Consider the following 23,566-nt stretch of genomic DNA (forward strand, 5'->3'; position numbering starts at 1 on the left):
AGAATCAGAATCACCTGTTTTTATATATGATCAGTTATCAGTTGCTCGTGATAAGAAACAGAACCCTCTTCAAATTGGACTTGTCCGTTCAGCAGCTCAATGATGGATTCTTTAAAGTGGTCAGCACTTTTTTCATCTACAGCACAGATGACGCTAACTTGATCAGTATATTGGATTTCTTTTATAAAAAAATGTTGGAGTTCAAGATAATTCTGTAATTTTCCTAGTTGCGGATACGTGATCATCACAGAGATCTCCTGTTGCAAGGTACCTTCTACGATTCCAATGTCAGACAATGCTTGAGAGACCGCATGAGTGTATGCTCGTATTAATCCGCCTGTGCCGAGTTTCGTTCCTCCAAAATATCGAGTGACTACTGCAGCTACATTGATCAGTTGATTTTTTTTGAGGACTTCCAACATCGGTACGCCCGCCGTTCCACTTGGTTCTCCATCATCGCTGCTTCGCTGTATTTCATTTTTTTCTCCAATGATGAAGGCGCTGCAGTTATGGTTCGCTTTCCAATGTTCTTTTTTTATTTCTTGAATGAAACTTTTTGCTTGGTCCTCTGATTCTATTCGTCTAAGAGAACAGATAAAGCGTGATTTTTTGATCTCAATCTCACTTTGTCCATTTTCTTTTATTGTACGATAGCGCTCGATCATCTTGTCACCTCTTTTTTTCATTTTCTTTATTCAGTATAAATAAAGTTCTAGGTTGTTTCAACACTGTAACGGTTGCGCAATTGCTGTAGTATGCGATAATAAAGACAAAGGCAGGTGGATCTGGGGATGCAGGAACGAATGAAAAAGTACGATGCAATTACGCATTATTTGAAGAACAATGGCGGCTCTCAAGTAACGTTGACCTTTACCCAATTTGACGAACTGCTGTTTCCCAGTAACGGACTTCCCAAAACAGCAAGGGAAAGTACAGATTGGTGGGCAAATGATTATAAACACCCTGAAAAAGGTGCCTATGGCTGGATAAATGCAGGCTATGAAGTAGTTGTCATCAATTTGGACAAAGAATATGTCGTGTTCAATAAATTAGTGAAATCTAGTTGGCTATTTGATTAAATAAACCGCGTTTAGAAAACGTTGACAAATTTCTTTCTTTTTATATAATAGAGTAACAGACGCGAAGAAAACGTTTGCATAGTTTGTTTTAAAAAGGAGAGAAAAGTATGGCTAAAAAAACAATCATGCTTGTATGTTCGGCTGGTATGAGCACAAGTTTACTAGTAACAAAAATGCAAAAAGCTGCTGAAGCAAAAGGAATCGACTCGGATATTTTCGATGTGTCCGCTTCTGACGCAGATAACAATCTTGCAAATAAAGACGTGGATGTGTTGTTATTAGGCCCACAAGTTCGCTTTATGAAAGCTGATTTTGAGAAACGTCTGGAACCAAAAGGCATTCCTTTAGATGTCATCAATATGGCTGATTATGGTATGATGAGTGGCGAAAAAGTGTTAGATCAAGCAATCACGCTCATAGGTGAATAAATAGAACAGTATAACTATCGAACAAGCGATCCAAAAAATAGATCGCTTGTTTTTTCGTATATTTTTTTAGGGCGAAGAATATGAATCATTTTTGGGGTAGAAGGCTTCTGACGAGAGATATTGAAGCAATAGACTGTGAGGAGGTAAATTTACCAAATTATGAGAAGATCGCAGCAGTGGAACGTTTGGGCAACTGGATTTTTTGTCATCGCTGTGGAATGAGGACGTCCGTCATTGATGGACAGCTTGCAGATTACGGTTATTTTTGTACACATTGTCTATATTTAGGGCGATGCGACACTCAACAAGATTTATATTTGTTTGATCAGCCTGAAGCAAAACCTCGAGAAGTCGTCTTTTTTTGGACAGGACAGCTTACTGAAAAACAAACGGAAATCTCAAAGAGAATACTTTGCCATTCAGAAAAAAGACATCATCTTATTTGGGCTGTAACAGGTGCAGGGAAAACAGAGATGCTTTATCCTATTTTAGTGGAAACTTTAAAAGCTGGAGGAAGAGTAGCGATTTGTACACCGCGAGTCGATGTTTGTAATGAATTGTTTTTACGCTATCGTTATGTTTTTCCAGAAGAAAAAATCACGTTGCTCCATGGGAATACAGCAACGGCTTATAACTTTACTTCTTTTGTTATCTGTACGATTCATCAGCTATACCGTTTTTATCGGTCCTTTGATTTAATAGTGATCGATGAGATCGATGCGTTTCCTTATAACGGGGATGCAGGATTAGCTCATGCTGTGCAAACAGCGATTAAACCAGACGGACGATTCATCTACTTAAGTGCCACACCTGATAAAAAGTTACTAAAGGAAATCAAGCAGACGTTTGACATCCACAAACTTGCTTTACGCTTTCATCGGCGTTTGCTTCCTGAACCCGTCTTGGTTTTCATGAATAATTGGCGACAAAAATGCAAGAACAAGAAGAAGATAAAATCTTTGGTGCGGATCATTCATCAATTAATTAAAGAAAACCATATCCTTTTATTTTGTCCAAGTATCACGATGATGCATCGTTTGAAAGCCACACTTCAAGAGGCTCTTCCGAGATATGAGATCACAGATGTTTCTTCAAGAGACAATCAGCGGGCGGAAAAAGTCCAGAAAATGCGAGAAGCAAAATATGACATACTGTTAACCACAATGATCCTTGAACGTGGAGTCACATTTGAAAGAATATCCGTTATCGTTTTAGGAGCGGATCATCCGGTTTTTACTAAATCTTCTTTGGTACAAATCGCAGGAAGAGCCGATCGTAAAGGGCCTTATACGAACAGTCAAGTATACTTTTTCTATGAAGAAAAAACTGCAGCTATTCGAAAAGCTTGTCAGGAAATCAAAGAAATGAATGAAGAAGGGAAGAAGATGCTGTGAGGTGCAGTTGCTGCAGTAAAGATATCGTCCAAAATTTAACATTCAGCGAGATTATTGGTGTTTCGAAATACAGATTACCTCAGACTTGTTCAGTTTGTCGCGCACAATTTCATTTATTGGAAACAAGAGGCTGTTCTGGCTGTCAAAAACCAATCCATTTCAATCTAGAGAGTACGAAAAAGAAAGTAAATTCTATCCCCGTTTACTGCAGTGACTGTCAAGAATGGAAGAAGAAATATCCGACCTATGATTTTCAGCACCGTGCCTTTTTTGTGTACGATGAAAATATGAAGGCCTGGCTCAATCAATACAAGTTTATGGGAGATATCCGACTAGCAGGCACCTTTGCATATAAATGGACGCAGATAAAAAAAGAATACCCGACATACATCTATTGTCCAATACCTTTATCTGAAAAAAGGCGAACAGAAAGAGGATTCAATCAAGTAAGCGAGATGTTGAAAGCAGCAAGAATTCCTTTTCAGATGCTACTCAAAAGAGAGAAGCATCTGCTGGCTCAAGCAAAAAACACGCGAAAGGAAAGATTGGAGATGCCGCAACCTTTTGAACTTGCAGTCACCTTTTCTAAGATACAAAATAAAAAAATATTGATTATTGATGATGTCTATACAACAGGACAGACTCTTTTCCACGCTGCAGATTGTTTGCAGGTCGCACAGCCGAAAATCATCCGAACCATTTCTTTAGCAAGATGAATTAGATGTGGAAATTTGATAGCGATTTAATTTGCAAATAACCTAGAGTTCGATATAATAGAATTAAGAAGAGGGAAAGAGTGGTCCTTCTCCTTCTTGATTGTGGTAGACGAAAGGGGTAATTTTTATGTTTAGATATAATGTACGCGGCGAAAATATCGAAGTAACTGAAGCGATTCGCGACTACGTTGAGAAAAAAGTAGGCAAACTAGAACGCTATTTCAGTGACGCACCCGATGCAACGGCGCATGTGAACTTAAAAGTTTATACAGAAAAAACAGCAAAAGTGGAAGTAACGATCCCATTACCTTATCTTGTATTACGTGCCGAAGAAACTTCTCCAGATTTATACGCAAGTATCGATTTGGTTGTTGACAAATTGGAACGCCAAATCCGCAAATTCAAAACAAAAATTAATCGTAAATCCCGTGAAACGGGCATGAATACTGCAAATGCTGCTGCTTTATTCAATGAAGAGGACGAAAACGAAAATGATTCTGAATTAGATATCGTACGTACGAAACGCCTTTCATTGAAACCAATGGATAGTGAAGAAGCAGTCTTGCAAATGAACATGCTGGGACATAACTTCTTTATTTTTGAAGATGCAGAAACAAATGGTACAAGTATCGTTTACCGCCGTAAAGATGGAAAATACGGACTGATTGAAACAGACTGATCAGCCTTACTTAAATAACAACGAAAACTTGCAGCAGCTACTGACAGCTGCCGCAAGTTTTTTTGAGTTTCCTCCTCTTTTAGATGAAATATGAATAAATTATGAAGTTCTTACTTTAATACGCTTAAGATATTTCAATTATCTATAACTAATGATAAAATGAAAAGTAAAGTCTACATAGTCTGGATAATACACAGAAAGAAAAGGAGATTACACAACGCATGGCCAATTTGATTCGTTCACTTATCGAAAACGATAAGAAAGAACTAAAACGTTTAGATAGCATTGCAAAAAAAGTTGAAGCATACGCTGACCAAATGGCAGCATTAACTGATGAACAATTACAGGCAAAAACTGCTGAATTCAAGGGCAGATACCAAAAAGGAGAAACATTAGATCAATTACTTCCGGAAGCTTTTGCAGTCGTCCGAGAAGCAGCAAAACGTGTATTAGGTTTATATCCATACCACGTACAATTGATGGGTGGAATCGTACTTCACGATGGAAATATCCCTGAAATGCGTACTGGTGAAGGTAAAACCTTGACCGCAACGATGCCAGTATATCTAAATGCTCTGACTGGCGAAGGGGTACACGTAGTTACCGTCAATGAATATTTAGCAACCCGTGACTCGACGGAAATGGGCGAACTTTATAATTTCTTAGGATTAACAGTGGGGTTGAATATCAACTCAAAATCTTCGGATGAAAAACGCGAGGCTTATAATTGTGATATCACTTATAGTACGAATAATGAATTAGGATTTGACTACTTGAGAGACAATATGGTCGTTTACCGCCATCAAATGGTACAACGTCCGCTGAATTATGCCATTGTCGATGAAGTTGACTCAATCTTGATTGATGAAGCGAGAACGCCGCTGATCATTTCAGGGCAAGCAGAAAAATCCACAGCTTTATATACAAGAGCAGACAACTTCGTGAAACGTTTGAAAGAAGAAGAAGATTATAAAATCGATGTACAATCAAAAACAATCAGTTTAACCGAAGCAGGGATCGAAAAAGCAGAAGAAACATTCGGTTTGGATAACTTATACGACATTGAAAATACTGCATTGACCCATCACTTGGATCAAGCATTGAGAGCCAACTATATCATGCTTTTAGATATCGATTATGTTGTCCAAGACGGAAAAGTACTGATTGTTGACCAGTTCACTGGTCGGATCATGGATGGACGCCGTTATTCAGATGGACTTCACCAAGCAATCGAAGCTAAAGAAGGCGTAGAGATCGAAGACGAAACGAAAACCATGGCGACGATCACTTTCCAGAACTATTTCCGTATGTACAAGAAACTTGCGGGAATGACTGGTACAGCTAAAACAGAAGAAGAAGAATTCAGAGAAATTTATAACATCCAAGTATACCAGATTCCGACAAATCGTCCGGTTATCCGTGATGATCGTCCAGATTTGCTTTACCCAACATTACAAAGCAAGTTCCACGCTGTCGTGCAAGATATCAAAGATCGCTACCGCAAAGGTCAACCTGTGTTAGTCGGAACTGTTGCGGTTGAAACATCTGAGTTATTATCAGATATGCTGAATCAAGAACGTATTCCTCATGAAGTGCTGAATGCGAAAAATCACTTTAAAGAAGCAGAGATCATCATGAATGCTGGTCAAAAAGGTGCTGTGACGATTGCTACCAACATGGCTGGTCGGGGAACAGATATCAAGTTAGGACTTGGGGTAAGAGAACTTGGTGGTCTAGCAGTTATCGGGACAGAACGACATGAATCTCGTCGTATCGATAACCAGCTTCGAGGACGTGCAGGACGTCAAGGAGACCCTGGTATGTCACAGTTCTACTTGTCATTGGAAGATGATTTGATGAAACGATTCGGTTCAGAACGAATCAAAGCTTTCTTAGATCGGATGAAGATCGGTGAGGAAGATGCTGTTATCCAAAGCAAGATGCTGACGAAACAAGTAGAATCTGCACAAAAACGTGTAGAAGGAAATAACTATGACACACGTAAAAACGTCTTACAATACGATGATGTGATGCGTGAACAACGTGAAGTAATCTATAAACAGCGACAAGAAGTAATCATGGAAGAAAAAAGCTTATCCAAGCCACTAATGAACATGGTCAAACGGACAATCAGTCGTGTAGTAGATGCGCATACACAATTAGAGAAAGAAAATTGGAATTTGGAAAGTATCATCGATTTTGCCGGCAGTACTCTTGTCCATGAAGATAGTATTACTCTTGCAGATATCGAAGGAAAAACATCTCAGGAGATCAAAGAGTATCTAAACGAACGAGCACAAGAAGTATTTAATACCAAAGCGGCTCAACTAAATGGTCCAGAGCAACTGTTGGAATTTGAAAAAGTCGTGATCTTGCGTGTTGTGGACTCTAAATGGACAGACCATATTGATGCAATGGATCAATTACGTCAGTCAATCGGCTTACGTGCTTATGGACAGAACAATCCATTAGTCGAATATCAAACAGAAGGCTATAAGATGTTTGAAGATATGGTAGGCGCCATCGAGTATGAAGTCACTCGAATCTTTATGAAAGCTGAGATCCGTCAAAACGTACAGCGTGAACAGGTTTCTCAAGGAACAGCTTCTCACTCAGAAGACGGAGATGCCAAAGAAAATAGTAATACTAGCGCGAAAAAACAGCCAATCCATGTGAACAAGGTCGGAAGAAATGATCCTTGTCCTTGTGGAAGCGGGAAAAAATATAAGAACTGTCATGGAAAAAATGCAAACTAATTTCTGACAGCAGGATTGGTGAGACAAATTCTTTTTTTAAGAATTCGTCTCACCTTCTTTCTGTTATTTGCTGATTCTGTTAGACTAGATATAATGAAAAAAGTATAGTGAAAGAAGGAAAAAACATGGAAATATCCGAAATTCGAAATCTCCTGACAGAAATGCAGGAAAAGGTCACAAGTTTCAGGAGGTCTCTTTGACTTAGATCAGCTGGAAGAAGACATCGCGGAAGCAGAAGCAAAAATGGCTGAACCTGGTTTTTGGGATGACAGCGAAGCCGCACAAAAAGTGATCAGTGAAAATAACGCTAATAAAGAAACTTATGACCAATTCCATTCTCTTGCCGAAGAACTAGAAGAAATCGAATTGATGGTGGAGATGCTGCAAGAAGAACCTGATGCAGCAATGCAAGAAGAAGCAGAAACACGTATCAATGCATTAGATGAAAAAATGAAGACGTATGAATTATCTATGCTGTTAGACGGACCTTATGATCGAAACAATGCGATCGTCGAATTGCATCCAGGGGCTGGCGGAACGGAGTCCCAAGACTGGGGCAGCATGCTTTTACGTATGTATACACGTTGGGCAGAGCAGCATGGCTATCAAGTAGAAACACTAGATTATCAAGCAGGTGATGAAGCAGGGATCAAGAGTGTGACCCTGCTGATTAAAGGACATAACGCTTTTGGTTATCTAAAATCAGAAAAAGGTGTTCATCGCCTTGTACGGATTTCGCCTTTTGACTCAGCGAAACGACGTCATACTTCTTTTTGTTCGGTAGATGTGATGCCAGAGCTTGATGAAACGATCGATATAGAAATCAATCCAGATGATTTGAAAATCGATACGTACCGAGCAAGTGGTGCAGGTGGTCAGCACATCAATAAAACAGAATCTGCTGTACGGATCACTCACTTGCCTACAGGAACAGTAGTAGCTAGTCAGGCACAACGCTCACAATTGAAAAACCGTGAGCAAGCGATGGGGATGTTAAAAGCTAAGCTTTATCAATTAGAAGTGGAAAAGAAAGAACAAGAAGCAGCTGCACTTCGAGGAGAACAAAAAGAAATCGGCTGGGGTTCACAGATCCGTTCTTATGTTTTCCATCCCTATTCTATGGTAAAAGACCATCGGACAAACGTAGAGACAGGAAATGTCCAAGCAGTTATGGACGGTGACCTTGATTTATTTATTGACGGCTATTTAAAAATGCATCTACAATAAGAACCCATTGTTAAATTGAAATAAAATTGTAAGATTTTGCAAGCATGTTGAAACATTGCCATGCTATAATAGCTAAAGACTGAAAAAGATATGGAGAGAACGCCATGATTGAAATGAAGGATGTAATGAAGAAGTACTCAAATGGTACGACCGCTATCCGCAATCTCTCGATTGTCATCGAACAAGGAGAGTTTGTCTATGTGGTTGGTCCGTCTGGAGCCGGTAAATCTACATTCATCAAATTGATGTATCGAGAAGAAAAAGCTTCAAAAGGGACTTTGAACGTCGCAGGTCATGATCTAATAGCAATCAAAAACCGCGAAGTTCCTTATCTACGCAGAGAAATCGGCGTGGTGTTCCAAGACTATAAATTATTACCAAGAAAAACAGTATATGAAAATGTTGCGTACGCTATGCAAGTTATCGGCAGAAAACCTCGAGATATCAAAAAACGAGTAATGGAAGTGCTGGACCTTGTTGGTTTGAAACACAAAGTTCGAGTCTTTCCTAGCGAATTATCCGGTGGGGAACAGCAACGTGTCTCTATTGCTCGGGCAATCGTGAATACGCCTAAAGTACTTATCGCGGATGAACCGACAGGAAATCTGGATCCAGAAAACTCATGGGAAATCATGAAATTATTAGATCGGATCAATGCCCAAGGAACTACTGTCGTGATGGCTACACATAACAGTACGATCGTAAATACGATTCGGCACCGAGTAATTGCTATCGAAAACGGCCGCATTATTCGAGATCAAGCGGAAGGGGAATATGGATACGATGATTAGAACCTTTTTCCGCCATTTATTAGAAAGTATCAAGAGTTTGAAACGTAACGGCTGGATGACAGTTGCTTCAGTCAGTGCGGTAACGATCACGTTGACTTTAGTCGGTGTATTCATGGCAGTTATCATGAATGCAACTAAATTAGCTCAGGATATAGAAGGAGACGTTGATGTATCTGTATTCGTAGATATCGGTACAAAAGACGAAGAGATGAAAAAGCTAGAAAAAGAATTGAATGACTTAGATCATGTTAAAAAAGTTGAATTTTCAAGCAAAGAACAGGAATTGAAAAAAATCCAAAACGAAATGGGTGATTCCTGGAAATTGTTTGAAGGTGACAATAACCCGTTATATGATGTGTATGTAGTAAGTGCTACTGATCCTTCTTATACAAAACAAGTAGCAGAAGAAGCAGCAGATTTGAAGAATGTTTCTCGTTCTGATTACGGTGGAGCTTCCTCAGATCGGATTTTCCAAATCGCTGGTGCAGTTCGGACATGGGGATTAGTTGCAGCGGCATTGCTGCTGTTCGTAGCGATGTTTCTCATTTCGAACACGATTCGGATCACGATTTTGTCTAGACAGCGTGAAATTCAAATCATGCGTTTAGTCGGTGCAAAAAATGGATATATTCGCTGGCCGTTTTTTCTTGAAGGTGGCTGGATCGGTCTGATCGGTGCGATTCTTCCGATTTTGATCATCACATTTGGTTATGCATGGTTTTTCCAATTGATCAATCCATCATTATTACGTTCCCATTATTCATTGATTCATCCACAAAATATCGTTTGGAAAATCAATCTTTTAATGGTCGGCATTGGTGTGATCATTGGTTCACTTGGCTCGATCATTTCTATGAGACGTTTCTTGAAATTCTAATACCACAATATAAATAAAATGAGAAAGTTGGACAGTTTCGTTCCAGCTTTCTTTTTTTATTGGCTAGGAGAATAGAAGGAAGCGGCTTTTTTCCCTTTACTTTAAAAAACAACTTGGGTATTCTTAAGTTGGTAGAAGAAGAGGTGAAGCCGTGAAAATTATCGTTGACAATTTTTTTACGATCCTTTTGATTATGAATATTTTGCTTTCCTTTATCATCGTTTTTCGAGAAAGAAAGGAAACTGCTCAAACATGGGCATGGCTGCTCGTTTTGATGTTCATTCCAGTTGTAGGATTTATTTTATATATTTTTTTAGGAAGAGGGATTTCCAAAGAGAAAATCTTTGATTTGAAGATCCAAGGGAAAATCGGTAAGAACCTGGAAATTGAAGAAGACAAACAGGCATTGATGCGAGGGCTTTATCCTCATCCGCCTACTGGACAAGTAGATGTGAAACAATTGATCTATATGCTCACGGTATTTGAAAGTACGCTCTATACGACTAAAAATGAAATCACTTTATTTACAGATGGTCGTGAAAAATTCGATGCGCTGATTGAAGATATCAAGCAAGCAGAAGACCATATCCACTTCCAGTATTATATTTATCGCAGTGATGCATTAGGTGAAGAAGTTCGAGATGCATTGACAGAGGCGGCAAGACGAGGGGTAAAAGTCAGAGTCCTTCTTGATGCATGGGGTTCCACACAAGTTTCTTCCAGCTTTTTTCAGAATTTGAAAAAAGCAGGCGGAGAAATCGCATTTTTCTTTCCTCTATTTGTTCCGTATATTAATCCTCGGATCAATTATCGTAATCATCGTAAAATCGTAGTTATTGATGGGAAAATCGGATATACAGGTGGGTTCAATGTTGGAAACGAATATCTAGGATTGGTAAAGAAATTTGGTTATTGGCGAGACAATCATTTGCGTATTTACGGAGAAGCGGTGTATACCTTGCAAAACCGTTTTTTGATGGACTGGAATTCTCAGCATACAAAAGAAGTAGGCTATTCTCCCAAATTTTTTCCGTCCATTCACACTACTGGTGATATAGCTGTTCAAATCGTGACAAGCGGACCAGATACCGAACATGAACAAATCAAAATGACTTATTTGAAAATGATTTCGTTAGCCAAACGGGAGATATTGATCCAAACGCCTTATTACATACCGGATGGATCGATTCATGAAGCACTGAAGTTGGCTCTTCTTTCAGGCGTAAAAGTTCATATCCAAATACCTAACAAACCAGATCATCTTCTCGTTTACTGGGCAACGTATTCTTTCGCTGCAGAGCTGATCGAGTATGGAGCAAGGATCGAAACATATGAGAATGGATTTATTCATGCAAAGACGATGATTATTGATGGTGGCATTGTTTCAGTTGGCTCAGCAAATATCGATGTTCGTTCATTTCGCTTGGACTTTGAGGTCAATACACTGATTTATGATGAACGAATGGCTTCACGTGTAAGAAAAGCTTTTTTTGAAGACTCGAAAATTTCTACGCATCTCACAAAAGAAATGTATGAAAACCGAGGAATAATCATCAAGATGAAAGAAGGATTAGCAAGATTGATTTCGCCGCTCCTTTAAAACACAAAAAGGACATGAGAACCATCAACAGATGGAGATCTCGTGTCCTTTTCTAACGGGGCCATTTCTGAGAGTACGTCAGAAATGGAGAAAGCGTCTCGCATGAGCGAAATTAACTTTGGGGTATCTCTTGTTTTTTGGGGAAAGCAAGAAATAAGCTAATATATGCTATTAAAAGAGACACATTTCAAAGCCAGTATAGCATAGAAACTTTTAATGAGATAGTTTTTTTACAATTATGAGAATTTATTTTGTTATTTAATGATTTTGATTCGTTTTCATCAAGTAATGAAAATGATAAAATAAACATACTTTAGGATTAAAGGAGATTTCTAATGAAAAAACTTAAATTATTCTTACCAATAATAGGATTAGCTATTCTTTTATCAGGCTGTTCAAAGTGGATTGATCGAGGAGAATCCATTACGGCTGTTGGCTCTTCTGCTTTACAGCCTTTAGTAGAAACAGTTGCTGAAACTTACCAGACAGAAAATCCTGGAAAATTCATCAATGTACAAGGGGGCGGAAGCGGAACTGGTTTGTCTCAAGTACAGTCAGGAGCAGTCGACATCGGAAACTCTGATTTGTTTGCGGAAGAAAAATCGGGGATCGATGCCTCAGCATTAGTCGATCATCGAGTAGCAGTTGTTGGGATCACTCCTATTGTGAACAAGGATATTGGCGTAAAAGACATCAGTATGGAAAACCTGAAAAAACTATTTACAGGCGAGATCAAAAACTGGAGTGAAGTCGGTGGAAAAGATCAGCCAGTAGTTATATTGAACCGCGCTTCAGGAAGCGGAACCCGTAGCACGTTTGAAAAATGGGTATTGGACGGAGAAACAGCTGTTCAGGCACAAGAACAAGATTCAAGCGGAATGGTGCGCCAGATCGTTGCCGACACACCCGGTGCAATCAGCTATGTTGCTTTTTCTTATGTTTCCGATGATGTAGATACGTTGAATGTTAACGGTGTAGAACCGACAGATGAAAATGTGACAACGAACAAATGGACGATTTGGGCATATGAGCATATGTACACAAGAGATCATCCAAAAAAACTGACAAAAGAATTTTTAGACTATATCTTATCTGATGAAGTACAAGATAACATCGTTGGAGAACTAGGTTATATCCCTGTTTCTCATATGAAAGTCGAACGTGATTGGCAAGGAAATATCGTTAAAGAGTAATCTTTACACAAAATTTACAAACTTAGCTAAACTTTTACATGTTATTAAAACCAAATTGATGTTCAATTTGTACACTGAGTGAGTATGTTAAACCTGATTAAGGGGGAGTCATCTGTGGAAGATGTGAAAAAAGTATTATTAACAAAATCAAAACGTTCAAAAATGGAACAGCGTGGAAAATTCATCAGTTTTTTATGTATCGCGCTGATCGTGTTGGTTGTATTATCTATTTTTTATTTTGTAGCTAGTAAAGGATTGGCCACCTTTTTTACTGATAAGATCAATGTATTTGATTTTCTGTTTGGTACAGATTGGAATCCAAGCCAAATCGGAGCAAATGGGAAACCAATGGTAGGGGCATTGCCTATGATCACAGGTTCGTTTATTGTGACCTTTTTATCTGCTATCGTTGCCACGCCATTTGCCATTGGTGCAGCAGTATTCATGACGGAGATCTCTCCTAAAAACGGAACGAAGATCTTACAGCCGGTCATCGAGCTGCTTGTAGGTATTCCTTCTGTCGTTTATGGTTTTATCGGTTTATCAGTTATCGTGCCTTTTGTCAGAAGTATTTTTGGCGGGACAGGGTTTGGTATCTTAGCTGGTACATTTGTGTTGTTCGTTATGATCTTGCCGACTGTCACAACGATGACTGTTGATGCATTAAAGGCAGTACCACGGCACTATCGGGAAGCTTCATTAGCGCTTGGTGCCACAAGATGGCAAACAATCTACAAAGTCGTGCTACGAGCAGCCGTGCCCGGGATTTTAACAGCAGTCGTTTTTGGTATGGCTCGTGCGTTTGGTGAAGCCTTAGCTATCCAAATGGTCATCGGTAATGCAGCATTGATGCCAACAGGACTTACTACTCCTGCTTCTACATTGACGTCCATCTTAACAATGGGAATCGGAAATACAATCATGGGAACAGTTGAAAATAATGTGTTATGGTCATTAGCGCTGATCTTGCTATTGATGTCATTATTCTTTAATATCGTGATCCGTATGATTGGGAAGAAAGGAGAGCTGAAATAATGAACGCAAAACGCTCAGATAAAATTGCTACAGGTGTTTTATATATAGTTTCGGGGATCATCGTATTGATTTTAGCAGCTTTACTACTTTATATCTTAGTTCGGGGAATACCGCACATTTCATGGTCCTTCTTGACCGAACCTTCCAAAGCCTACCAAGAAGGCGGTGGAATCGGGACCCAGCTATTTAACTCGATTTATTTGCTTTTGATCACGATGATCATCAGTTTTCCTATTTCTTTAGGTGCGGGTATCTATCTTTCAGAATATGCTGGAAAAAACTGGCTAACAGATGTGATTCGCACGTCGATTGAAATCTTGAGCTCGTTGCCTTCTGTCGTTGTCGGTTTATTCGGTTTCTTGGTTTTCGTTATTCAATTCCAGTATGGTTTCTCGATTATTTCTGGTGCATTGGCTTTGACTGTATTCAACTTGCCTCTTTTGACTAGAACAGTTGAGGAGTCTTTACAAGCGGTCCATTACACACAACGAGAAGCAGGATTGGCCTTAGGTTTGTCACGCTGGGAAACAGTGATAAAAGTGGTGGTTCCAGAAGCGACACCAGGGATTTTGACTGGTGTGATCCTAAGTTCTGGAAGAATTTTTGGTGAAGCAGCTGCATTGATCTATACGGCTGGACAAAGTGCACCTGCGTTAGATTTTACGAACTGGAATCCATTAAGTGTTTCAAGCCCGATCAGCATTTTCCGTCAAGCTGAAACATTAGCTGTCCATATTTGGAAGATCAATACAGAAGGCACGATGCCTGATGGTGTTTCTGTTTCGGCTGGCGCTTCTGCCGTGTTGATCATTGCTGTTTTACTGTTCAACTTCGGCGCTCGTGCGATTGGCAAACGATTATACCGAAAAATGACTTCAGCCTAAGGAGAAGAAGCAAAATGAAAAAATATAACTGGAATGAAACAAATGTCATCACCATGCCAAAAGAGAAAGAAGTAGCACTATATACGGATGATCTACATGTCTGGTATGGCGACAATGAAGCAATCAAAGGAGTGGATCTGGAATTTGAAAAAAATAAGATCACTGCACTGATTGGTCCTTCCGGCTGCGGAAAATCTACGTATCTTCGTTCGTTGAATCGAATGAATGATGGGATCGCTAATACGAAAATCACTGGGAAAATCATGTATCAAGGCGTAGATATTAATGCGCCTCAAGTGGATGTTTATGAGATGCGCAAACGGATTGGCATGGTTTTTCAACGTCCTAATCCGTTCAGCAAGTCGATTTATGACAATATTACATTTGCTTTGAAACAGCACGGCGAAAAAAACAAAAAGAAATTAGATGAAATCGTTGAAACAAGCTTGAAACAAGCTGCCTTGTGGGACCAAGTAAAAGACAGCTTGGACAAAAGTGCCTTGGCTTTATCTGGCGGGCAACAGCAACGTTTATGTATTGCTCGTGCGATCGCGATGAAACCTGATATCTTGCTGCTAGACGAGCCGGCAAGTGCTTTGGACCCTATTTCGACAGGAACGGTTGAAGAAACACTTGTAAACTTGAAAGAAGACTATACGATCATCATCGTGACGCATAACATGCAACAAGCAGCTCGTATCAGCGACTATACTGCCTTTTTCTATCTAGGAAAAGTAATGGAATATGACAAAACTAACAAGATATTTACCAGACCAAAAATTCAGGCAACCGAAGATTATGTGTCCGGTCATTTTGGTTAAGACGGAGGCCTCAACATGACAAAAGAAATTATTTCATCTAAAGATCTTCATCTGTATTATGGAAAGAAAGAAGCACTAAAAGGGATCGATCTAAGTTTCAATCAAGGGGAAATCACTGCGATGATCGGTCCTTCTGGTTGCGGAAAATCCACTTATCTGCGTTCTTTGAACCGGATGAATGACCTGATTCCGAATGTAACGATCACCGGAAGTGTTTTATATAAAGACAAAGACATCTATGGTCCAAAAACAGATGTTGTTGAACTAAGAAAAGAAATCGGCATGGTATTCCAGCAGCCAAACCCATTTCCTTTTTCTATCTATGAAAATGTCATCTATGGATTGAAATTAAAAGGGGAAAAAGATAAAAAAGTCCTTGATCAAGTAGTTGAAGAAAGCCTGAAGGCAGCGTCTGTTTGGGATGATGTGAAAGACAAATTGCATAAAAGTGCTTTATCTTTATCCGGCGGGCAGCAGCAGCGTGTATGTATCGCACGTGTTTTGGCAGTTAATCCGGAAATCATCTTATTGGATGAACCAACAAGTGCGCTTGATCCTGTTTCTACTGGGAAAATCGAAAGTATGCTGTTAGAATTAAGAGAGCGGTATACGATGATCATCGTGACCCATAATATGTCTCAAGCTTCACGTATTTCAGATAAGACGGCATTCTTTTTAGATGGTCACTTGATCGAATACAACGATACGAAGAAGATATTCATGAATCCAGAAAAACAAGAGACAGAAGATTATATTTCAGGTCGATTTGGATAAGGAGGAAACGGAATGCTACGTACACAATTTGAAGAAGAATTGCTGAATCTCCATAATCAGTTCTACGAAATGGGGATGATGGTGAGCAGCGCCGTGCACAAGTCAGTTCGTGCATACATCAAACACGATAAAATCTTAGCCCAAGAAGTTATCGAAAACGATATAAATATCAATAACATGGAAACACGCTTGGAGAAGAAAAGTTTTGAAATGATCGCATTGCAACAGCCAGTTACAACTGATTTGCGTATGATCATTACGGTCATGAAAGCTAGCTCGGATTTAGAACGTATGGCCGATCATGCGGTGTCTGTTGCTAAATCCACGATTCGCGTAAAAGGGCAGACGAGAATACCGGAAATCGAAAAAGAGATCTCCGATATGTCCGATTATGTGAAAAAAATGGTGGACAACGTCCTAGTTGCTTATGTCAAAACAGACGAAAAAGACGCACGTACGATCGCCAATATGGATCAAAGAGTCAATGACTATTTCAATCGAATCTATAATGCAACAATCAAAAATATGCAGGAAAATCCTGAGACAGTCATCAGTGGAACAGACTACTTGAATGTTGCCAGTTATCTAGAACGGATCGGAGACTATGTGACAAACATCTGTGAATGGATCGTCTACTTGGCTACAGGGAAAATCACTGAGTTAAATACGAACCACAATGAGATTTTCTAAACTGAAGCTGTGATTATGCCGTTTGTTTATGAAAAGAGGTTGTGAAAAAGCTGTTCTACATCAAGTAATAAGAACAGTCAAACAAAAAATAGCTCCTCATATTTTTCGTTTGGCTGGACTTATTACCGCAGATGCAAGCTTTTGAACACCGTTTATTCGGGAAAGGGTTTGTGACAAAACATGTCACAAACCCTTTTCATCATTTCATAGAAAGGATAAAGAATGCAAAAAAAAATTAGCATCATCACTATATTTTTTATTTGTGTGCTTACTTCATGGGTTATTCAGCATCAAGCCGCTTTATATGAAGTACCTGTCATCGAGATAGAAAAAGTACGAATAAAAGAGGATCATCAATTGATTACAGGAAAACTGATGAACACGGATCAAAAAGGAGAATCGATTTATTTATCGGTTCCTTATCAAAAAAATCAAATAGAAACAGCAAATATAAAAGCGAGACAAATGTATCTAGTCCAAATGCATGGAGATGAATGGCAGCTAGTAGCAAAAAAAATGATGGCTGGCTTTTCTTCTTCACAAGTATCTTCATTGGCGCTATGTTGCTTATTGGCGGAAAACAGGGTCTATTTACTTTAGGAAGTCTCATCATCAATATCGTTTTACTTTTACTTTTGTTGCTCATCTTTACTAAAACAGAAGGGATTTCTCTATTAAATATATCTATCCTGTTCGTCGTTATAGGGATGATTATTAGCATATTGGCTTTAGATGGATGGAATAGAAGCAGTATAATCAAAATTTCAGCTGCAGTTACGAGTGTTTTTTTAGCATTTTTTATTTGTCTTTTGACAATGAATCATTGGAAAGACCAAGGACTGCGCTATGAGGAACTGAATTATCTGACACGACCGTATCGTTCTGTTTTTCTTTCTAGCGTACTGATTGGAACAGCTGGAGGAACACTCGATACCGTTATCACAGTCATTGCGACATTAGAAGAATTGACTAAGCGACAACCAGAAATAACAGCGAAACAGTTATGGCTTTCAGGAAGGCAAGTGGGTCGAGATGTGATTGGCTCGATGACCAATATCCTTTTGTTCGTCTATATCAGTGGGTCAGTTCCATCGCTTCTTTTATATTTAGGAAATCAATGGTCGTTCAAAGAAACGATAGAACAGCATTTATCATTGGAATTTTTACGCGTCATTGCTGGCAGCTTAGGAATAGTATTATCGATCCCTATCTCGGTCCTCTTTTTTCTGACTGTAAGGAGGCTGAAACGATGAATGTACTTATTATACTTGTTGGGATTTTAGCAATCAGCGTGCTACTTATTGGCGGTACGCAAGGTATGTATATTCTTTTAGGCTTATTCATCAATTTAGGGATCTTTTTCCTGTTGTTATTCGGTTATCATCAGAAGTGGCCGATACTGGCATTGTCGGTCATAGGATTTTTATTGATTGCTGTGGTTATCTTATTTTTTATCAATGGTTATAATCTAAAAATGCGTGCAGCTTTTGTGAGTATACTGATCTTTTTATTTTGTTTCCTACTATTGCTTCCTATCACTGATTTTTTAGCGATCCAAGGTTTTACATCGTAGAACTAGAAGAATTATCTGGCTTAGATAAGACTTTAGCGATTGATTTTAGATTACTTACGAGATCGTTGCTTCTGATTAGTCTTAGTGGTGCTGTTTTAGATGCTAGTGTAGCAATTTCTAGTGGGACATTCGAAGTATATCAGGCAAATCCGCAATTATCTTTTTACCAATTGCGCCATTCTAGTTTCGCTATTGCTAAAAAAATATTGGCGTCAACAGTAATGACACTTCTTTTTGCATTCATGGGAAGTTCTTTAGCGTTGATCCTCTGGTTTATTGATTTAGACATTCCTTTTCAGCAAGTGATCAATGAAAAATCATTTGTTCTAGAATATACGATGGCTATTCTTACCACATTGTCCGCACTACTTGTTCTTCCTTTAACCTGCGTGACTGCAGCATATCTCTTTACAAAAAAGAAAGAACAACTCAAGATGGAGTAAAAGTTACAACTTAAGTCCTATGACATTTTTACTGAATCAGTGCATAATATGGATGTAAGGAAAAGCTTGCAAACAATTTTGCTTAAGGAGGCAATTTCCATGAAAGAAAGAGAACGTATTTTAGATTTAGTGAAAAAAGGAATCCTTTCGACTGAAGAAGGCTTAGATTTATTAGAAAGCATGGCAACTGAAAAAGACGAAAAGCAAATAAAAAAAGAAGCAGACAAGGTAACTGCTAGTCATAAAGAAAAAGATCAGGCAAGTCAATTGATCGATAAACTTGAAAACGGCGAAGAAGAAATTTCTGAGCCAGTTGATCCAAAGGAAAGAGAAAGACAAGATCAAGAAAACTTAGAAAAGATCTTAGATGAACTAGCAACTGAAGCGAATAAAACTTCGGCGCGTCTAGATGAAGTAAATGCTCAATTCGCTGACAATAAGGCAGCACGCAATGAGAAACAGGAAGCATTGATGCAGCTGAATACAAAAGAAGAATTAGGCGAGTTGACAGAAGAAGAATTAGCACAGCGTCAGACGTTAGAAGCAGAAATCAAAGAGTTAGAAGCTAGTGGCGATACACTGTTAGAAGAACAATTGAAATTAGAAGCAGAATTAAAAGATATCCGTAAGAATCAATGGTCTGAGAAAAAAGAAACGTTTACTGATAAGTTTGAATTGCCAGATGATTGGAAAGATCAAGCAACAGATACACTGAATCAAGTAGGCGAAAAAATGTCAGAAGCTGGATCACAGTTAGGAAAATACTTGAAGAAAACATTCCAAACTGTTTCAGAAACAGTGAATGATAACATGGAATGGAAAGATGTCAGCTTACGTGTCCCTGGGATTGCGACAACGAAATTTGAGCATGAATTTTACTATGAAGCTCCTGCAGCAAGTATCCTTGATATCAAGGCAGCAAACGGAAACGTGACGTTAAAAACGTGGGACAGCAACGATGTGAAAGTTGAAGCTAAGATCAAACTTTACGGAAAAATGGGTGCTGAACCATTTGAAGCATTCTCTGAACGGAGCCAGATTGAGGTTAATGAAGATCATATCTCCTTCCAAATTCCAAATAAACGTGTGCGTGCAGACCTTGTTTTCTACTTACCTAAACGAGTATACGACCACGCAGCTATTAAACTTCTAAATGGCAACATCATGATTGAAACATTGGAAGCTAAAGATATTTATACAAAATCTACGAATGGTAACATCATCGTGGACCAATTAACTGCAACGATGCTGGAAGTAGAAGGTGTAAACGGCAATATCGATATTCGAAACGGGAACATCTTAGATTCTATTATCGAAACAGTAAATGGTACAGTGACATTTGGTGCGACAGCAGAAAATCTTTCTGTGTCTTTAGTAAATGGTGATGTACGTCTTACGATTAAAGAAGATAATTTGAAAAAAGTAGAAGCAAGTTCAGTGAACGGAAATGTCAAAGTCGCTTTACCAGATGGCATCGGTTTGGAAGGACATGCTAAAACAAGTCTTGGAAGTATCAATAGCCGTCTGTCCAATTACGAAGTAGTTCGTGAGAAAAAAGAACGGACAAACCAAATGTTGCAATTCCGTCGTGTTTCAGATGGTGAAATCGCGCAAGTGCAACTTTCAACGACAACAGGAAGTATCTATTTAAAAGATACAGATAAATAAAGAGGTTGTGAAAGAGATGTTCAGCCTTGAGCAATAAGAAGCGATTTTGTAAAATAGCTTCCCCTATTTTACAAAATTGTGCCTTATTGCCGATAGGCTATCTCTTGAACACCGTTTACCAAGAGATTATGAACTTGCCACTTATCGCCGAGTCACAAGGAATAATTTCAAAAAAAGCTCGTCACGTTTTATGAATATGGTAATTTGTGACCGAGAATTTTGCAGAGAGACATCGATTAAGAAGAAGGTTGTCACAACGATTTTCTTCATTTAAAATAGTAGAACAGAGGTGAGACATGATGAAAAAAAAGTTGACAAAATCCAATAAAAATGTTGTTTTGACAGGGACTTTAGCAGGAATAGGAGAATACATCGGGATTGATCCGACTGTTATCCGTGTGCTTTATGTATTCCTGAGCTTAGTTGCTTTTGGAAGTCCAATCATTTTATACATTTTATTAGCTTTGATTATCCCATCTGCGCGTTCTGCACGAACAAACTATGGACATAACAATGCATATTATGAAAAAAACAATTATCGTGAACAAACTCGTGAACAAACAAAAAAACGCAAAGAAGCGGAAAAAATCGATGATGACGAATGGAGTGACTTTTAATGTCGTACTTTCAACGTATTTTAGTTAATACGTTAACATTCATATCATTGGCTGTTCTTTTTCCTGCGATGGTCCATGTAAGCAGTATTTGGACGGCCGTTCTTGCCAGCTTCGTATTGTCTGTGTTGAATATGTTTGTCAAACCGATTTTGACGATACTGTCCCTGCCCTTTACATTAGTCACATTGGGATTGTTTACGTTTGTTATCAATGCAGCGATTCTTAAAATGACCTCCTTTTTTGTGGGAGCAGAACATTTTAGTTTTTCTTCATTCGGTGCAGCGTTGTTAGTAGCTATCTTGATGTCGCTTGTCAATGTAATTGTCAGCGAACATAACAGTAGAAAATAAAAGAAAGCTGTGCCGAACTATCGGCGCAGTTTTTTTATTTAGAAACAGGAATGCGTTTTCTATTACATTGGTAATTAAATAAAAACGTTTTTTTTAATTGGTAGTACTTTTGGCTAGACAATGATAAAATGATAGAGAACACTCTAATAGAAATGAGGTAGCATGAATGTCAGAAGTTGTAAAAGTTAGCCAATTAGTGAAAAAATTATCTTTGGAAATCGTGACAGGCGACGAGAAAAGTTTAGACCGTGTCATCGTAACTGGGGACATCTCACGCCCAGGACTAGAGTTGACTGGTTATTTTAATTATTATTCCCATAATCGTTTACAGCTATTTGGCAGTAAAGAAATCAGTTTTGCGGAACGGATGATCCCAGAAGAGCGTTTGATCATCATGAGAAGATTATGTAGTGAAGATATGCCCGCATTTATTATTTCAAGAGGATTACCAGCTCCAGAAGAAATGATCCAGGCAGCAAATGAAAATGGGATAGCTGTACTGCGTTCTCCCATCTCAACTTCTCGTTTATTAGGAGAATTATCCAGTTATTTAGATGGTCGCCTTGCCCCTCGAACAAGTGTCCACGGTGTTTTAGTGGATGTTTACGGATTAGGTGTACTGATTCAAGGTGACAGTGGGATAGGAAAAAGTGAAACAGCGTTGGAGTTGATCAAACGCGGTCATCGATTGATCGCAGACGATCGAGTAGATGTTTATCAGCAAGATGAATTAACGGTGATCGGAGAACCGCCTAAAATCCTGGAACATCTGATTGAAATCCGAGGAATCGGGATCATTGATGTAATGAATCTTTTTGGTGCGAGTGCGGTACGTGGCTCTATGCAAGTCCAGTTGGCTGTTTATCTGGAAGCATGGGCAAAAGATAAGAAATACGACCGTCTGGGCTCTGAAGACACGACCGTTGAAATCGCGGAAGTGGGCATTCCACAAATAAAAATCCCTGTCAAAACAGGACGAAACGTTGCAATCATCATTGAAGTAGCCGCGATGAATTTCCGTGCACGTACAATGGGCTTTGACGCAACGAAAACATTTGAAGAAAGATTAAGTCGCTTGATTGAAGAAAACTCAGGCAACGACTAGCAAGGAGTGACAATATGTTAGCACAAATCAATCGAGTTGCTTTTGAGCTTGTAGGGATTCCTATCTACTGGTATGCATTGATCATCGTATCAGGTATCATTATCGCCATGTGGCTTAGCAGCAGAGAGGCTGTTCGGGTAGGATTAAAAGCAGATGATGTGACAGATTTTATGTTGTGGGGATTGCCTATCTCCATTATTGGCGCTCGCTTATATTATGTTTTATTTGATCTTCCCCAGTATATAGCTGATCCAATCCAAATATTCAATATCCGTTCAGGAGGCTTAGCTATTTATGGCGGACTGATTGCAGGCGCGATCACGCTGTATTTTTTTACTAAATATCATTTTATTTCTTTGTGGACTTTTTTAGATATCGCTGCACCAAGTGTATTATTAGCACAGGCAATCGGTCGTTGGGGAAATTTCATGAACCACGAAGCATATGGACCAGACACGACGCGAAGCTTCTTAGAAAGTCTGCATTTACCGCAATTCATCATTGATAATATGTATATCGAAGGGATCTATCGTCAACCAACATTTCTTTATGAATCACTTTGGAGTTTGATTGGATTTATTTTGCTTTTGTTTTTACGAAAGAAACCACACCTTTTGAAAAAAGGTGAAGTCCTTTTATGTTATCTAATGTGGTATAGTTTCGGGCGTTTCTTTATTGAAGGATTACGTACAGACAGTCTTTACTTTTTAGGTGTGATCCGTATTTCTCAATTATTATCTGCTGTGTTATTTGTCGGTACATTGATTCTATTTATTTGGCGCAGAAAAAAAGGAAATTTACCGGATTATGACCGCTCATTAGGAAAAAATCAACAAATTATCTGATTTTTAGAGCGTTAAAAATGA

At 38.8% G+C, this 23,566-nt stretch carries 24 protein-coding genes and 1 pseudogene; 24 read left to right on the forward strand and 1 reads right to left on the reverse strand.

The window, feature by feature from the left end:
• Positions 1-20: 20 nt before the first annotated feature.
• Positions 21-665 carry a YigZ family protein gene (locus RG571_RS03215; protein ID WP_002303217.1) on the reverse strand — a complete coding sequence of 215 codons (645 nt, stop codon included), beginning with the start codon at positions 663-665 and terminating at the stop codon, positions 21-23.
• A gap of 126 nt (positions 666-791) precedes the next feature.
• On the opposite strand from RG571_RS03215, the gene RG571_RS03220 reads away from it, so the two are divergent.
• From RG571_RS03220 to lgt, 24 genes and pseudogenes are all read left to right on the forward strand, one after another.
• The gene (locus tag RG571_RS03220) at positions 792-1,079 is read left to right on the forward strand and encodes a hypothetical protein (protein ID WP_002294988.1); all 288 of its coding nucleotides are present in this window, start codon (positions 792-794) and stop codon (positions 1,077-1,079) included.
• A 107-nt stretch (positions 1,080-1,186) separates the two neighbouring features.
• Positions 1,187-1,507: a PTS sugar transporter subunit IIB gene (locus RG571_RS03225; protein ID WP_308947769.1), complete on the forward strand. Its 321-nt coding sequence runs from the start codon at positions 1,187-1,189 to the stop codon at positions 1,505-1,507.
• An 80-nt stretch (positions 1,508-1,587) separates the two neighbouring features.
• Positions 1,588-2,901 carry a DEAD/DEAH box helicase family protein gene (locus tag RG571_RS03230; RefSeq protein ID WP_258430294.1) on the forward strand — a complete coding sequence of 438 codons (1,314 nt, stop codon included), beginning with the start codon at positions 1,588-1,590 and terminating at the stop codon, positions 2,899-2,901.
• Positions 2,898-3,617 carry a ComF family protein gene (locus RG571_RS03235; RefSeq protein ID WP_049141912.1) on the forward strand — a complete coding sequence of 240 codons (720 nt, stop codon included), beginning with the start codon at positions 2,898-2,900 and terminating at the stop codon, positions 3,615-3,617. Before RG571_RS03230 ends, RG571_RS03235 begins: the two co-directional genes overlap by 4 nt.
• Positions 3,618-3,744: 127 nt before the next feature.
• Complete coding sequence (gene hpf / locus RG571_RS03240) at positions 3,745-4,296, forward strand: ribosome hibernation-promoting factor, HPF/YfiA family (protein ID WP_002289771.1); 552 nt, start codon at positions 3,745-3,747, stop codon at positions 4,294-4,296.
• Between the two features lie 221 nt (positions 4,297-4,517).
• Positions 4,518-7,052 (forward strand): preprotein translocase subunit SecA, encoded by a 2,535-nt coding sequence (gene secA / locus RG571_RS03245; RefSeq protein ID WP_002294984.1) that lies wholly within the window; start codon positions 4,518-4,520, stop codon positions 7,050-7,052.
• A gap of 125 nt (positions 7,053-7,177) precedes the next feature.
• Positions 7,178-8,279, forward strand: a protein-coding gene (gene prfB / locus RG571_RS03250; RefSeq protein ID WP_096948712.1) for a peptide chain release factor 2 whose coding sequence is annotated in 2 segments (ribosomal slippage) — positions 7,178-7,249 and positions 7,251-8,279 — 1,101 coding nt in all. Because the reading frame shifts where the segments join, the coding sequence is not laid out codon by codon here.
• A 104-nt stretch (positions 8,280-8,383) separates the two neighbouring features.
• On the forward strand, positions 8,384-9,070 hold the full coding sequence (gene ftsE, locus RG571_RS03255) for a cell division ATP-binding protein FtsE (RefSeq protein ID WP_002292768.1): 687 nt from the start codon (positions 8,384-8,386) through the stop codon (positions 9,068-9,070).
• Positions 9,063-9,947 (forward strand): permease-like cell division protein FtsX, encoded by an 885-nt coding sequence (gene ftsX, locus RG571_RS03260; protein WP_308947510.1) that lies wholly within the window; start codon positions 9,063-9,065, stop codon positions 9,945-9,947. The genes ftsE and ftsX overlap by 8 nt, the downstream gene beginning before the upstream one ends.
• Before the next feature lie 151 nt (positions 9,948-10,098).
• Positions 10,099-11,547: a cardiolipin synthase gene (cls, locus tag RG571_RS03265; RefSeq protein WP_002319238.1), complete on the forward strand. Its 1,449-nt coding sequence runs from the start codon at positions 10,099-10,101 to the stop codon at positions 11,545-11,547.
• A 335-nt stretch (positions 11,548-11,882) separates the two neighbouring features.
• The gene (locus RG571_RS03270; protein WP_002292763.1) at positions 11,883-12,740 is read left to right on the forward strand and encodes a phosphate ABC transporter substrate-binding protein PstS; all 858 of its coding nucleotides are present in this window, start codon (positions 11,883-11,885) and stop codon (positions 12,738-12,740) included.
• A gap of 114 nt (positions 12,741-12,854) precedes the next feature.
• Positions 12,855-13,775 (forward strand): phosphate ABC transporter permease subunit PstC, encoded by a 921-nt coding sequence (gene pstC, locus RG571_RS03275; protein ID WP_002292761.1) that lies wholly within the window; start codon positions 12,855-12,857, stop codon positions 13,773-13,775.
• Positions 13,775-14,659 carry a phosphate ABC transporter permease PstA gene (gene pstA / locus RG571_RS03280; protein ID WP_104836011.1) on the forward strand — a complete coding sequence of 295 codons (885 nt, stop codon included), beginning with the start codon at positions 13,775-13,777 and terminating at the stop codon, positions 14,657-14,659. Before pstC ends, pstA begins: the two co-directional genes overlap by 1 nt.
• Before the next feature lie 14 nt (positions 14,660-14,673).
• Entirely contained in the window at positions 14,674-15,480 is an 807-nt protein-coding gene (pstB, locus tag RG571_RS03285; protein WP_002289486.1) for a phosphate ABC transporter ATP-binding protein PstB, read from the forward strand.
• Positions 15,481-15,495: 15 nt separating this feature from the next.
• A complete protein-coding gene (gene pstB, locus RG571_RS03290; protein WP_002289489.1) occupies positions 15,496-16,254 on the forward strand; it encodes a phosphate ABC transporter ATP-binding protein PstB in 759 nt (252 codons plus the stop codon).
• A 12-nt stretch (positions 16,255-16,266) separates the two neighbouring features.
• Positions 16,267-16,944: a phosphate signaling complex protein PhoU gene (phoU, locus tag RG571_RS03295; protein WP_002289490.1), complete on the forward strand. Its 678-nt coding sequence runs from the start codon at positions 16,267-16,269 to the stop codon at positions 16,942-16,944.
• 222 nt (positions 16,945-17,166) lie between these two features.
• The gene (locus tag RG571_RS03300) at positions 17,167-17,544 is read left to right on the forward strand and encodes a hypothetical protein (protein ID WP_002334470.1); all 378 of its coding nucleotides are present in this window, start codon (positions 17,167-17,169) and stop codon (positions 17,542-17,544) included.
• Complete coding sequence (locus RG571_RS03305) at positions 17,505-18,197, forward strand: YibE/F family protein (RefSeq protein ID WP_258430302.1); 693 nt, start codon at positions 17,505-17,507, stop codon at positions 18,195-18,197. The genes RG571_RS03300 and RG571_RS03305 overlap by 40 nt, the downstream gene beginning before the upstream one ends.
• Positions 18,194-18,960, forward strand: a pseudogene (locus tag RG571_RS03310) (YibE/F family protein). The gene RG571_RS03305 and the pseudogene RG571_RS03310 overlap by 4 nt, the downstream one beginning before the upstream one ends.
• Positions 18,961-19,059: 99 nt before the next feature.
• Entirely contained in the window at positions 19,060-20,628 is a 1,569-nt protein-coding gene (gene liaX / locus RG571_RS03315; protein WP_258430290.1) for a daptomycin-sensing surface protein LiaX, read from the forward strand.
• Positions 20,629-20,924: 296 nt separating this feature from the next.
• Positions 20,925-21,245, forward strand: a complete 321-nt coding sequence (locus tag RG571_RS03320) for a PspC domain-containing protein (protein ID WP_002294972.1) — start codon at positions 20,925-20,927, stop codon at positions 21,243-21,245.
• Positions 21,245-21,595, forward strand: a complete 351-nt coding sequence (locus tag RG571_RS03325) for a phage holin family protein (RefSeq protein ID WP_002289566.1) — start codon at positions 21,245-21,247, stop codon at positions 21,593-21,595. The genes RG571_RS03320 and RG571_RS03325 overlap by 1 nt, the downstream gene beginning before the upstream one ends.
• 166 nt (positions 21,596-21,761) lie before the next feature.
• Entirely contained in the window at positions 21,762-22,700 is a 939-nt protein-coding gene (gene hprK, locus RG571_RS03330; RefSeq protein ID WP_002289568.1) for an HPr(Ser) kinase/phosphatase, read from the forward strand.
• A 14-nt stretch (positions 22,701-22,714) separates the two neighbouring features.
• A complete protein-coding gene (gene lgt, locus RG571_RS03335; RefSeq protein ID WP_002289570.1) occupies positions 22,715-23,545 on the forward strand; it encodes a prolipoprotein diacylglyceryl transferase in 831 nt (276 codons plus the stop codon).
• Positions 23,546-23,566: the final 21 nt, after the last annotated feature.

The sequence above is a fragment of the Enterococcus sp. FR204 genome, from assembly GCF_031143325.1.
In the GTDB taxonomy this organism is placed as follows: domain Bacteria; phylum Bacillota; class Bacilli; order Lactobacillales; family Enterococcaceae; genus Enterococcus_B; species Enterococcus_B faecium.